Below are 13999 nucleotides of genomic sequence, written 5' to 3' on the forward strand. Positions count from 1 at the left end.
TTTAGTCTATTGTTAGGTGTTTAAATAAATACCTGTGTTTGGTTACTTATAATTATAGTGTTTATTTTGGAGTTTATTACGATAATAAAGTGTTAATCCAATAAATAATAATAATAGAACCCCCATAACAATAACGGCAATGATAAGGTGTTGTACAAGTTCATCCTGCGTTAAAATATTCGATAGCATGTCTTTTTTGACAGAAATAAAAGTATTTTCTCGGTCGGCGACTGTTTCTTGAAAGTCGTGCTCTACTTGAGAAAAATATGCAAATTTATCGGCTTTTTCTTGTTCGAGTAATACTTGATAATATTTTTCTAACCAAGTATTTGCCGTTTTATCATCATTTAAATATTGGTAAGCATGTACCATTGCCAAATAGCCGTCAGATAAACTACTGTACATTTCTTTAGTTTTGATGGTGTTTATTGCCGTATTTAGCAAGGTAAACCCGAGTTTGGTTTTATCAAGAAAAACGCTGGCGAGTCCTTGGTTAAGTTGGCATATTGCTACTAAGTTAATGTTTTTAATACGCTGTGAAGCTTCAATGCAATGCTCCGCTTGTTTTTCAGCTTTTTGATAGTGTTTATTCCTTAAAAAATAATCAGAAAGGTTCGCGTAAATTGTCGCTAATGTTTCAATGTCGTTTGATCTTATAGCGTAGTCTTGCGCAATATTATAGGCATTTAGTTCTTGCTCTTTCTTTCCTAAGTAACTTAAGGCGATTGCCCTGTTAATATAATTTGCGGCCATTGCCCGAATGTTTTTACGAGGAAGTTGCTCTAGTAAAGTAACGACTTTATCTGATGCTAATAGGGCTTTGTCATATTCTTGTCTATCTAAATAGAGAGTGACTAAATTTAGATACACTTTCATTGATAAATCGTTATTATTATTTGATTCAAAAAAGGTTAATGCGTCTTGATAGTCTTTTAGTGCTAAGACACTGTCTCCACGTTTGCTATGAAAAATAGCGCGTACTGATTTTGCTCTTGCCGTTAATTCTTGAAAGTTAATTTTACCTGCAATAGTTATTGCTTGAGATGAATAATCTAACCCTTTTAAAAACTGTCCTTGCTTTAAGGCTAAGCGTGCTTTTTTATGATAGTACAAACTTAACACCCACTCATTGCCTAACTTAATTCCTATTTGATGTAGTTTATTTAGATATTCAGTTACGGGTTCAAACTCTGATAAAGCGTTGTGAATAGAGATGTAGGCTAAGTATTGTGCAACTTCGTATTCTATATGTTTTGCTTTAATTCCTGTTTTTGCCAATACATCAAGCTGTTGTTTAGAAAGCGCTGGATCATAATCTGCATTATCAGCAATATCCAACAACAGTCTACCTTCAACGGTTTGTTGCAGGTATTGAGAAAGAGAAAAAACTTTTTGAGAGATTGTTTTAGCTTTTATTTCATTAATGGGAGAAAAATATAAAACCAATAGTATTAAATAATGAAATAGGGGATTCTTCATTTTAACCTTAAAGTTTAGTGTAATACGGTGTTGTTTTCTTTTTTAAAGTAGTAGTTAACTAAGTGAAATACAAACAATATTTCTAATTAATATGTTTATTATCATCAAGTCTGTTTTATTGCATAAGTATACGTTTATTTAAAGTATCAAGCACTGATAACTTATCAGCTTTATGGATTTATCTAATGAATAGATACCTTAGTTGCCGGTAATCAAAACTTGACTTTTGTATTTTTGATATCATAATGATATCACATTGATTGTTTAAGGAAATTAATATGTTTGCAGAAAAAACAATAAAAGCCCCCAATGGTATAACAATAATTATGTTGTTATTTATGCTACAAGCAGGAACTATTGCCTTGATTACTAATGCAATTATGGCTAAATCTGGATTAACTGCCATTCTTGGTGTTTTGTTTTTTGTTGTAATTTTTATCGGCTGGTTTGGTTTTTATATGGTGAATCCAAAAGAGGCAAGAGTATTACAATTGTTTGGCAAATACGTGGGTACCGTTCATGAAGCTGGCCTTCGTTGGTCTAACCCTTTTTATACTAAAATGCGTGTATCGGTAAGAGTTCGAAATTTTGAAAGTGGAAGACTTAAAGTCAATGACAAAAATGGCAACCCTATTGAAATTGCGGCAGTGATTGTATGGGAAGTTGTTGATACAGCAGAAGCTGTATTTCAAGTAGATGATTATGAAGATTTTGTATCAATTCAAAGTGAATCAGCTTTACGAAATTTAGCAACAAGCTACGCTTATGATCACCATGAAGATGATGATATATCTTTGCGAAGTAATCCAATTGAAATCTCTGAAGCGTTAAAAGGTGAAGTACAAGATCGCCTAGAAAAAGCTGGAGTTAAAGTTATCGAATCACGCATTAGTCATCTTGCTTATGCGCCAGAAATAGCAAATGCCATGTTAAGACGTCAACAAGCTATGGCAATAATATCTGCTCGAAGAACTATTGTGGAAGGTGCTGTTGGTATGGTTGATATGGCATTACAACAATTAGCCGAAAGAGAAATTGTTGAGCTTGATACTGAACGAAAAGCAGCAATGGTGAGCAATTTACTTGTGGTACTATGTAGTGATGAAGCAGCTCAGCCGGTAGTTAACGCTGGTAGTTTATATTAAAGTTGCTACGTTTATTTGCTATAAATTTTTATTAGGCATTTATAGCAAGTTATTGTTTTAATTGATGGAGTTGGGATAAATTTTGGCTAAAAAAGCATATCCACTGCGAATTAACGAAGAAATATTGTCGGCAATGCAGCAGTGGTCTGATGATGAACTGCGAAGTTTAAATGCGCAAATAGAATATGTATTACGTGACGCTCTTCGAAAAGCTGGGCGTAGTAAAGCTAAGCCAATAATTCCAATTACTGACCCTATTGATGAAGAGCATAATAATTAAAATAGTGATTTACTAACAAAATGGTAATTTAATTACAGATTGTGCTTTGTAGAAGGTGAAGTTTCGAGTGATAAAAAAAGCCGATATCTAAATATCGGCTTGTTAGCTATGAGGAAAGCTAGAATATACAAATTATTACAACAAGTGTTCGGTTAAGAACGAAAGTATTATAAAGTATTTTTATTATTCAAGTAAAGTTATTTTGTAACAAAATTTCATTTATGTTTTAAATTTTCATTTTGATTGGGGTATACCTTCAATTAGTGAGCTTGCTCCCAATTATCCCCTACTCCAGCTTCAGCAATAAGCGGAACATTTAAACTAACAACGTTATTCATAATATGAATGAGCTTTTCTTTGGTTTCAGTTAAAATGTCCTGATGTATTTCAAATACTAATTCATCGTGTACTTGCATCGTCATTTTAATACGGTTATCACCTTGTGTTTCTATCCAGTCATTAACAGCTAGCATGGCCTTTTTAATAATGTCAGCGGCAGTACCTTGCATTGGTGCGTTAATAGCTTCTCTTTCCGCGGCTTTTCTGCGCATAGCATTTTTTGATTTTATATCAGGTAGGTATAGGCGTCGCCCAAATACCGTTTCAACATAACCAAGTTCTTTAGTTTGTTGACGAGTATCTTCCATGTAATTTAATACATTCGGGTAACGCTCAAAATATTTGTCCATATATTCTTGAGCCAAATAACGCTCAATCGATAACTGTTCTGCTAAACCAAAAGCAGACATTCCATAAATTAAGCCAAAATTAACAGCTTTAGCGCTACGGCGTTGATCGCTGGTTACTTGCTCTAGTTCAACATCAAATATTTCAGCCGCTGTAGCTTTATGAACGTCTTTTCCTTCTGAGAATGCCGTAACCAAACCTTTATCATTAGATAGGTGCGCCATAATACGCAGCTCTATTTGTGAGTAATCGATCGCGACGATTTTGTAACCTTCACTAGCAATAAATGCATGGCGTATTTTTCTGCCTTCTTCACTACGAATAGGAATGTTTTGTAGATTTGGATCGGTAGAAGATAAGCGACCGGTGGCTGCAACTGCCTGTTGATAGGTTGTATGTACTCGGCCATTAGCATCTACCATTAGTGGTAACTTATCTGTATAAGTAGATTTAAGTTTTGATAAACCACGATGTTCAAGGATTATTCTTGGTAATTCATAACCTTCTTTTTCAAGTTTTTCCAGTACATCAACAGCCGTAGAAGGAGCGCCTTTAGGGGTTTTTTTAAGTACTGGAATTTTTAGTTCTTCAAACAAAATGTGTTGTAGCTGTTTAGGAGAGCCTAAATTAAACGCTTGACCTGCCACTTCATGAGCTTTTATTTCTAAGGCTTGTATACGTGGAGCAATGTCATTGCTTTGTTGATTAAGTAGATCACTATCAATTAATACGCCCAATTGTTCCATTTTAGCTAAGACAGGTAATAATGGCATTTCAACATCAGTAAAAATGGCAAGCTGTTTTGGACTTTTTGAAAGGAGTGAATAAATGGTCTGATGAAGTCTTAACGTAATATCGGCATCTTCTGCAGCATAATGTCCTGCTTTATCAATATCTATTTGATTAAATGTTAATTGCTTTGCACCTTTTCCTGCAATATCTTCAAAATGAACCGTCTTATAACCAAGATACTTTTCTGCTAAGGCATCCATATTATGACGAGTAGCTACACTGTTTAAACAATAAGACTCTATCATTGTATCAAAGCCAATCCCTGCCATTGTAATATCGTATTGTGATAATACGTTGGCGTCGTATTTCAAATTTTGGCCTATTTTTATAATACTTGTACTTTCAAGTAGTGGTTTTAATTGAGATAGCACATCGTCTAATTCAAGTTGAGTAGGGGCTCCTTCATAATCATGTGCTAAAGGAACATAGGCCGCTTTACCCGCTTCAACGGCAAAAGAAACACCAACAAGCTTTGCTTTGGAGTAATTAACACTTGTTGTTTCAGTATCAAAAGCAAAAGTTCCAACACTTTTTAGTTTGTCTAACCAAAGTGAAAGAGAGTCTTGATCAAATATAATTTCATACTCGGCAGTTATATCTTGAGGTGTAATGTCTTGCTCTGTTGTATCATTAGAATTGTTAACAGTATCTGTAGACTTATTTGATTCACTTGGGTTGAGTTCAGCAAGCAGACGTCGTAACTCAAATTGAGTATAAAGTTCCGTTAATTTTTCAATATTTGGCGAAGAGGGTTGTAGTTGTTCAACGGTGAAGTCTAAGTCAACATCCAGTTTAATGGTGGCTAATTGATAAGATAAGGGTAACTGAATTAAAGCGGCTCGCAGGTTCTCACCAATTTTTCCTTTAACAGAGTCGGCATTAGCGATGACATTTTCTAATGTTTCGTGTTCAAGAAGCCATTTTACTGCTGTTTTAGGGCCACATTTTTCCACACCTGGAATGTTATCCACCTTATCGCCCATTAGTGCTAAATAGTCGATAATTTGATCAGGACGCACTCCAAATTTTTCGATAACTCCAGCTTCATCTAGTTCAACGTTAGTCATTGTATTAATCAATCGAACATGTGGAGTGACAAGTTGAGCCATATCTTTATCGCCAGTAGATATAACTGTCTCAATACCTATTTGCGATGCTTGATGTGCTAATGTGCCAATAACATCATCAGCTTCCACTCCTTCTACTACTAGTAACGGCAACCCCATAGCATCAATAATTTCATGCAAGGGCGCGATTTGAGTTCTTAAGTCGTCTGGCATTGGTGGACGATTAGCTTTGTATTCTGGGTACATATCATTACGAAAAGTTTTACCTTTAGCATCAAAAACAACAATGATGTTTCCATTGGGGTAATCTTTTTTAAGGCTTTTTATCATGTTAAGCACACCCGTAATAGCACCCGTAGGTCGGCCATCGGCAGTGGATAATGCTTGTAGATAAGGGACATGATATGCACGGAATAAATAAGAAGAACCGTCGACTAAAATTAAGGGAGATAATGAAGATGTTGTCATGATGCGCTACGCTGTTTCGTAATTTGCTGCTAAGAATGCCACAATCAGGATATTCACTCTAGCACTAAAGTTATTTAATCGGGACTAAATTAAGATGAACTGTGGATAACTTTGTTGAAAAGCACAGGTAAACGACTCATCCATTTATTGATTTAAATGATAAGTGTTCTTTAAGTTGTTGTTTAAAATGGAAAAAGGTAAGAAAAAATCCTTTTAGACACATTTTATTTTTATTTTTATATATGTGGATAAAATATTCACTATACTCGGTAGTTGGATAATATGCATCCAAACTTTTTTACCGAAGACGTAAGAGATTACCAGATTCCTATACGATTACTAGTCTATTTTTCAAATTTTTTACGGATAAAAGAGAGACAATAAATAACAAAAAAACATAAGCGTTTATAAACAAGCGTTAGGGCGTATTTGCTAAATTATTACTAAAGATGATGTCAAACTTCGCGCCAGTTTGACACGTGTTATCGTATTGAATTTCTCCACCGAGAGATTGTGTTACTAAGTTAAAAACAATGTGCATGCCAAGACCTGTTCCACCTTGTCCACGCTTAGTGGTATAAAAAGGCTCAAATACTTTTTTAATGGCACTTTCTGATAGACCAATACCAGTATCTTGATAAGAAAGGTGAATGATATCGCGTGTTAATGTTACTTTAATTGTAATATCGCCTTCTTGCTTACTTTCAAAGCCATGTTTAATCGAGTTGGTATATAAATTAATTAAAATGCGTGTAAGCACTTCAGGATCTTGATAAACGTTAATGTTGTCTGGACAGTCAATGTGTATTTTAAAATGTTCTTTTTCTGAGTCTTGCTGTATGCAAGTGAGTGCGTTGATTATTTCAGTTTGAAGATCAAATACCGTACGTCGCTCATCTTCTTTTAGTACCGCAACTTCTTTAAAGTCAGCGATTAAATTAGAAGCACGATATAAATTAGTATTGAGTATCTCCATACTTTGGTTGGTTGCATTGAGGTAATCAGATAATTGATTACGTGCAAGTGTGCCTAGCTCGAAGCTTTTTAGTATTTGTTCATTTCGATCTTTTATTAAACTCGCTGCGGTAACAGCGACCCCTACCGGCGTATTAATTTCATGTGCAACACCTGCTACAAGACGTCCTAACGATGCCATTTTATCGGCTTCAACGAGATCACTCTTGGCTTTTACAAATTGTTGGATGGTTTGTTCTAATGCGCTCGTTCTATTTTTCACTTCAATTTCTAAAACTTGCTGTTGCTGCATTAACTGATTATTAGCTTCAATTAAATCCGCCCCCAAAATTCTAATGCTATAAAATACAACACCGAAAATGATTATTATTAATATTGCTGAGCTTATTCCTACGCCATTGACGGAGTGAGATACTATTTCTGCATCGTTAAGGTAACCCATTAATAGTAAATTGATAATAATGACAGTAAACATTATATATAGGCCTTTGCGAGAGCCCATTATCACTGCAAATGTAATTAAAGCTGGAAAAACTAAAAGTACTTCATCTCTAATGCCTTGATTAAGCCAGGAGAATGAGAGAATTACCGTACTCATAACGGTAATAATAATATTAGCCGCTCGATTTAAGTAATTTTTTTGAACCTGCTGATAGGCAAAGTAAAGTAACGAAGCAAATATTATTAGTAAAGCTAAACTTTGCAAATTCAAGTTTCTTAAGGGATGAAAGCTTACTAAGAGAAAGGAAATTTCACATAGCCAAAAAATTTGAATAATACGCCTTTTTCTTTGGTTATGTTTTTGATGATAGATATTACTAGCTTCTTGCATAATATTAGCCTACTACCTTATTTTTTCCTGAATTCTTGGCCTGATATAACTTTTCATCTGCTTGTTTTAGTGCTTGGTCGAAAGGTACTATATCATTGACCTCAGCCACTCCGAAACTACAAGTAAACGAGATGATTTGTTTGTTAATGGTTAATGGTGAGTTTGTTAGGCTACATCTAATTTTTTCAGCAACTTCTAGGGCTTTTATATGAGTTGCTTTCGGTAAAAAAATTAAAAATTCTTCACCACCGTAACGAGCAACTACATCGGAGTTTCGTATTTGATTCTTAAAAAGTTGTGCAACGTGAATAATGGCAGCATCGCCAATGTCATGACCATAGGTATCATTAATTATTTTAAATTCATCTATATCAGCCATGATTAAGGACATGGGTAAAAAATTTTCTTGTTTAGTCGTGATTTTGGGCAACAAAAAGCTATCAATAAAACGTCGATTGGGTAGACCTGATAAAGAATCGCTATTGGCTTTTTTTCGTTGCTCCAAAGAAATGCTATTGATGGTGGCGAAGCTTTTATCACGAAAAAATTCATTGATAAAAGCGAATAAAATGACAACGCAATATGAAGCAAAAAAACGGCTTTTTTCGGTCGCACCATATATTGTTTGTCCAATATCTGGCCCATAAAGCAAAAAGAGAATGTAACTGACTAAACTTAGCGTAAGTATTGAACCAAAATAAATACCAAATATTGAATACGCAGCAAGCGGAGAGAACATTAACCAGTATAAAGCTGTATTTTCATTCCCTCCTGTATATGTTAATAAAAACACGAGGATTAAAATGACAATACTTGATATCAAGGTTGTTTTTGTCAGATCTTTGGTTTTGAAATATAAGAAAAGTGCAACAGACATTCCTATTAAAGCAAAGGTTAAAGTTGCTGTCAGCAAAATGGGATAAGTGCGAAAGTTAGCAGTAATTAATATTATAAAAACAACAATAGCCGTAACAGCCATAGCAATAAAGGAGAAAACTCTGTGTTTTTGGTGTGCGTTATGTAAACCTTCTAATTGAAGATGTTTTTGCCAAATTTCCTTTGAAGACAAGTGATCAACTTTCATGTGAAACTAAACCATGGTTGATTGTTTTCACAATTTTAATTAGATATATGATAGACAAACTCCCTGTACACTATAGTTTAGTTCAAACAATTTAGAATAAAAATAAAGAGTATACTATATGGTACTTTTGTACAATTATATTTAAAAGTAAAAAGCATAAATGCAATTAAATATTCATTTTTCAAACATTTATAATGAAAAAGTCACTATAAAACATAATTTTATAGTGACTTAAGTTATAGTAGTCGCTTTTTTAGATTATTCAATAATTGAAAATAGATATTTGTTAATTATGTTAATGTCACAAATTCTTCGGCTGAGGTAGGGTGTATAGCCACAGTATTATCAAAATCAGCTTTAGTTGCGCCCATTTTCATGGCAACGGCAAAACCTTGTAATAATTCATCACTACCAAAGCCAATACTATGTATTCCGACTATTTTTTCTTCTTTTCCTACACAGATTAATTTCATTCGCGTAGGATCACGATAATCTTCGGTCATTGCTTGATATAAAGCGGTAAACTGTGAATTATATACCTTTACGTTTTCTTCACCGTAAGTGTCAATTGCCTCTGCTTCTGTTAGGCCTACTGTGCCTATAACAGGGTGGCTAAATACTACAGTAGCAATATTACTGTAATCTAAATGCTCTTCAGGTTTGTTATTAAAAAGTCGCTCACAAAGACGGCGTCCTGCGGCAACCGCAACAGGTGTTAATTGAACACGTCCCGTGTTATCACCTACGGCATATATTCCTTCAATATTGGTATTTTGATATTTATCTGTTGGAATATAGCCATGCTCATTAACTTCAACACCGGCAGCATTTAGGTTGATATTATCAGTAGCCGGTTCTCGGCCAATCGCCCATATAACCGTTTCAACCGGTCCGATTGTTTGTCCATTTTCGAGGTGTATGGTTAATTGGTCATTATTTTTTTCGATGCGCTTAGGTGTACTATGACAATGTAATTTAGGGCCATGTTTAGCCATTTGCTCAACTAGGGTGTCAGTTAACATGGTATCAAATGATCTTAAGGGTTTATCTTTACGTACCAATAAATGCGTTTCACTCCCTAATGCATGTAACACACCGGCAAGCTCAACGGCAATATAACCTGCACCAATAACCGCAACACTTTTGGGTTGCTGTTTAAGTGCAAAGAAACCGTCGGAAGTAATACCCAATTCAGCTCCTTCAATTTGAGGTATGCTAGGTCTGCCACCTGTTGCGATACAAATATGATCGGCGCTATAACGTTGGCCATTTACTTCGACGGTATTTTTATCAATGAACTTAGCGAAACCTTCAATTACAGTTACACCATTTCCTGAAAAGCCTCTTTTATAGGCAGCATGAATACGCTCTATATAGGCTTCTCTATTGGTGACTAATTTTTGCCAGTCAAATCCCTGAAGTGGTGAATTAAAGCCATAATCCGGTGCGTAATGCAGTGCATCGGCAATTTGCCCAGCATACCACATTGCTTTTTTAGGTACGCAGCCAACATTAACACAAGTACCGCCAATGGCTTTAGCTTCTATTACCGCTGATTTTTTACCTAATTTAGCGGCTCTATTAGCCGAAGCAATACCGCCACTGCCTGCGCCTATAGCGAGAAAATCAAAGTGTTGTGTCATGAGGAACCTTAAGTAATTAAATGTGATTGAAAGTAATGATAAGAACGGATTGTTCATCGATCAAGTTCATATTGAAGTTAAATAAACTAACAATACAGCATATTTTTAGCAACACTTGAATTTTTCAATATAAGACACCATATAAAAAGACAAATATTTACCCTTATTTATGCACAATTGAGCCTACGTTATGAGCAACCCTCTTTTATCAAATAGTTTATTACCTGAATTTTCGAAAATTAAACCAGAGCACATTAAACCTGCGGTTGAGCATGCAATAGCTAATTGTAAACAAACCATTGAAGAGGTATTAAGCCGAGAAACTGGTTTTACTTGGGATAATCTTATTATGCCTTTGGATGATGCTGATGATAAATTAGGTAAATTATGGTCGCCAGTTTCACACATGAATTCAGTCGTTAATAGCGAGGAACTTCGTGATGCATACGAGTCTTGCTTACCTATTCTATCTGAATATAGTACGTTTGTTGGGCAGCACCAAGGGTTGTTTTTAGCATACCAAGAACTAGCAAATAGTGAGCATTACCAAACGTTGGATACTGCACAGAAAAAAGTGATTGATAATGCGCTTCGAGATTTTAAGTTATCGGGTATCGCACTAAATGAAAAAGATAAAAAACGTTACGGAGAAATAGCTGCACGACTTTCAGAACTTAGCTCATCTTTTGGTAATAACTTACTTGATGCTACTCAAGCTTATCAAGTGACTGTAACCGATGAATCTGAATTGTCAGGTTTACCTGAAAGTGCGAAAGAAGCGGCACAAGCTTTAGCAAAAGAACAGGATAAAGAAGGCTGGTTATTCACTTTAGATATTCCAAGCTACTTACCAGTCATGATGTATTGCGATAATCAAGCACTACGTGAAAAATTGTATCGCGGTTACGTAACTCGAGCGTCTGAGCAAGGGCCTAATGCAGGTGAATTTGATAACAGTTCAATTATGATCGAGTTGTTAGAGTTACGTCATGAATTATCACAATTACTGGGCTTTAATAATTTTGCCGAAAAATCTTTAGCAACGAAAATGGCCAACACTACCGATGAAGTGATTGGCTTTTTAGAAGATCTAGGTGCTAAATCTAAGGCACAAGGACAGAAAGATCTTGATGAAGTGATTGAGTTTGCTAAAAGTGAATTTAATCAAACAAACCTGCAGCCATGGGATTTACCATTTTATAGTGAAAAATTAAAACAAAGTCGTTATGCCATATCAGATGAAGAATTACGTCCTTACTTCCCTGAAAATAAAGTAGTTAATGGTTTATTTGAAGTGGTTCGTCGTTTATTTGGCCTATCAATCAAAGAAGTTTCAGGCATTGATACATGGCATAAAGATGTTAAATTTTATCAAGTTTTCGATAATAGCAATAATCTGCGAGGGAGTTTTTATTTAGACTTATATGCACGAGCTAAGAAACGTGGTGGTGCGTGGATGGATGATTGTGCTGGGCGCAGAAAGTTAACTAATGGAGATATTCAGTACCCTGTCGCTTATTTAACATGTAACTTTAATGGCCCTGTTGGTAACAAACCCGCACTATTTACTCATGATGAAGTGATCACATTATTTCATGAATTTGGTCATGGCATACATCATATGTTAACGCAAATAGATGCTTGTGGTGTTTCCGGTATTGACGGTGTGCCATGGGATGCGGTTGAATTACCTAGCCAATTCTTAGAAAACTGGTGCTGGCAGCCAGAGGCTTTAGCTTTTATTTCAGGCCATTATCAAACAGGCGAAGCGTTACCTAAAGTTATGCTGGACAAAATGTTAGCGGCAAAAAACTTTCAATCGGCAATGCAAATGCTTCGTCAATTAGAATTTAGCTTGTTCGATTTCAAAATGCATCAGCATTTTGATCCTAAAGCTAATAATGAAACTTATATACAAGAAATAATCGACCAAGTACGCGCAGACTATGCGGTCGTTAAAACAGCGGAATTTAATCGCTTTCAGCATAGTTTTGGTCATATTTTTGGTGGTGGGTACGCTGCTGGTTATTACAGCTACAAGTGGGCTGAAGTTTTATCGGCCGATGCTTTTTCTCGATTTGAAGAAGAAGGTATTTTCAACGAAAATGTTGGGCACGACTTTTTAATTAATATATTAGAAAAAGGTGGCTCGGAAGAACCAAGTGAACTATTTAAAGCGTTTAGAGGGCGAAAGCCTAAAATTGATGCATTATTAGCACACAGTGGTATTGGCTAGTCAATTCATTGTTATTGTAATGGGCACATACTTGAAAAAGTATGTGCCCATTCTTTTATCTAATATCAAACTTCAATAGTTGATAAGTTGAACTACGCTTATATGTAGTAGAAAATATTATTGATAATCAGCGTTCAGGAATTTCATTTTGACCGAATACCAAATAGCACTTGCATATTTATCTGCATTGACAATTGTTTGTCTGGTGCTATTTTCGTTTACCTATTTTTTACCCACACCTGAAAATGCGAATAAAGCAAAATCGACATATTTTTTTCGGATATTATTATTGTTTGTTATTGCTTCTCAAACAGCGATTTTATTTCGCTATGAGCACCCTGCAATTGTGTCTATTTTACTAGGCAATCTGTTTATTTTATGGATTTCATATACGTTAATGTGTGCAATTTACAGTCGTTATGATGTGAATATAGTGAATAAACATTATTGGTTAATTGCTATGCATAGTGTCGTTTTTGTTTCTGGATTATATTTTGTATCTCAAATAACTGAATTAGCTTATTTGCGATCTGTTTATGTCTTGTTGAATATATTCCTACCATTTTGTTTAACGATACATCAATGTCATCAGCAATTTAAAAAGCATCGCATAGGTGATCGGGTCCTATATTGCTCATTACTGGTCACTATATTGCTTTATCTTGCTTATTTATTCTGTTTAAGTGTGTTTTTTAGAGATCAATTTTTTGCCCCTATTACACTGATTTTCATTATATTATTGAGTTTTGTTTGTATTTTGTTTTTTGGTTTTGCCTTAAGTATTATTTACTCATTGGTTGGAAAGTTAAGAAAAGAATTAATCACAGATCGCTTAACCGGAGTCAAAAATCGAAACTATTTTACTGATATTTCTCAGCAATTAATGTCGATGGCCAAGCGAGCTAATACACCGCTTTCTCTTATCGTGTGTGATATTGACTGGTTCAAGAAAATTAACGATACCTATGGTCATGCTGCTGGTGATAAAGTTTTAATAGATTTTTCAAAAAATATAAAAGAAGCCTTACGTGTGGAAGATGTGTTTATTCGTATTGGTGGTGAAGAGTTTATTATTATGCTGCCGCAAATCAATTTAGAAAGTGCAGTACTTGTGGCAGAAAGGCTAAGATTATCAATCGATTTATTACCCATTAACGTTGGTGTTGAATCAATACATATTACCGCTAGTTTTGGCGTGGCTGAGGTTGATGTTAATAACACAATTGATCATAGCGTAAATAATGCTGATGGGGCGCTTTATGAAGCAAAGCGTAGTGGTCGCAATAAAGTTGTCGCATTTAAGAGTTAGCA

General features: G+C 35.0%; 9 protein-coding genes. 4 read left to right on the forward strand and 5 right to left on the reverse strand.

Annotation, left to right across the window (positions count from 1 at the left end; all coding sequences use genetic code 11):
* Positions 1–42: 42 nt before the first annotated feature.
* Positions 43–1479, reverse strand: coding sequence for a tetratricopeptide repeat protein (locus IE155_RS09230; RefSeq protein ID WP_189377959.1), 1437 nt, complete (start codon positions 1477–1479; stop codon positions 43–45).
* Positions 1480–1757: 278 nt separating this feature from the next.
* On the opposite strand from IE155_RS09230, the gene IE155_RS09235 reads away from it, so the two are divergent.
* Together IE155_RS09235 and IE155_RS09240 are read left to right on the forward strand one after the other, a co-directional pair.
* Positions 1758–2624 (forward strand): SPFH domain-containing protein, encoded by an 867-nt coding sequence (locus IE155_RS09235; protein WP_189377960.1) that lies wholly within the window; start codon positions 1758–1760, stop codon positions 2622–2624.
* Between the two features lie 82 nt (positions 2625–2706).
* On the forward strand, positions 2707–2904 hold the full coding sequence (locus IE155_RS09240; RefSeq protein ID WP_373295363.1) for a type II toxin-antitoxin system antitoxin: 198 nt from the start codon (positions 2707–2709) through the stop codon (positions 2902–2904).
* Positions 2905–3164: 260 nt separating this feature from the next.
* Here the strand turns inward: IE155_RS09240 and polA are convergent, their stop codons facing one another.
* The 4 genes from polA to gorA all read right to left on the reverse strand — a co-directional run bounded on the left by polA (position 3165) and on the right by gorA (position 10452).
* Positions 3165–5918 carry a DNA polymerase I gene (gene polA / locus IE155_RS09245; protein ID WP_189377961.1) on the reverse strand — a complete coding sequence of 918 codons (2754 nt, stop codon included), beginning with the start codon at positions 5916–5918 and terminating at the stop codon, positions 3165–3167.
* A 418-nt stretch (positions 5919–6336) separates the two neighbouring features.
* Positions 6337–7599 carry a sensor histidine kinase gene (locus tag IE155_RS09250; protein ID WP_189377962.1) on the reverse strand — a complete coding sequence of 421 codons (1263 nt, stop codon included), beginning with the start codon at positions 7597–7599 and terminating at the stop codon, positions 6337–6339.
* A 130-nt stretch (positions 7600–7729) separates the two neighbouring features.
* The gene (locus IE155_RS09255; protein WP_189377963.1) at positions 7730–8809 is read right to left on the reverse strand and encodes a GGDEF domain-containing protein; all 1080 of its coding nucleotides are present in this window, start codon (positions 8807–8809) and stop codon (positions 7730–7732) included.
* A 290-nt stretch (positions 8810–9099) separates the two neighbouring features.
* A complete protein-coding gene (gene gorA, locus IE155_RS09260) occupies positions 9100–10452 on the reverse strand; it encodes a glutathione-disulfide reductase (RefSeq protein WP_189377964.1) in 1353 nt (450 codons plus the stop codon).
* Between the two features lie 190 nt (positions 10453–10642).
* Here gorA and prlC point away from each other — a divergent pair, with 190 nt between their 5' ends.
* Positions 10643–12688, forward strand: a complete 2046-nt coding sequence (gene prlC / locus IE155_RS09265) for an oligopeptidase A (RefSeq protein ID WP_189377965.1) — start codon at positions 10643–10645, stop codon at positions 12686–12688.
* 148 nt (positions 12689–12836) lie between these two features.
* Positions 12837–13997 (forward strand): GGDEF domain-containing protein, encoded by a 1161-nt coding sequence (locus IE155_RS09270; RefSeq protein ID WP_189377966.1) that lies wholly within the window; start codon positions 12837–12839, stop codon positions 13995–13997.
* Positions 13998–13999 lie beyond the last annotated feature (2 nt).

The sequence above is a fragment of the Thalassotalea profundi genome, assembly GCF_014653195.1.
Taxonomy (GTDB): domain Bacteria; phylum Pseudomonadota; class Gammaproteobacteria; order Enterobacterales; family Alteromonadaceae; genus Thalassotalea_B; species Thalassotalea_B profundi.

Excerpts from the sequence above, each read along its gene's own strand:
- IE155_RS09230 (WP_189377959.1), bottom strand. The coding sequence starts at position 1,479 with ATGAAGAATCCCCTATTTCATTATTTAATACTATTGGTTTTATATTTT.
- IE155_RS09235 (WP_189377960.1), top strand. The coding sequence starts at position 1,758 with ATGTTTGCAGAAAAAACAATAAAAGCCCCCAATGGTATAACAATAATT.
- polA (WP_189377961.1), bottom strand. The coding sequence starts at position 5,918 with ATGACAACATCTTCATTATCTCCCTTAATTTTAGTCGACGGTTCTTCT.
- IE155_RS09255 (WP_189377963.1), bottom strand. The coding sequence starts at position 8,809 with ATGAAAGTTGATCACTTGTCTTCAAAGGAAATTTGGCAAAAACATCTT.
- gorA (WP_189377964.1), bottom strand. The coding sequence starts at position 10,452 with ATGACACAACACTTTGATTTTCTCGCTATAGGCGCAGGCAGTGGCGGT.
- prlC (WP_189377965.1), top strand. The coding sequence starts at position 10,643 with ATGAGCAACCCTCTTTTATCAAATAGTTTATTACCTGAATTTTCGAAA.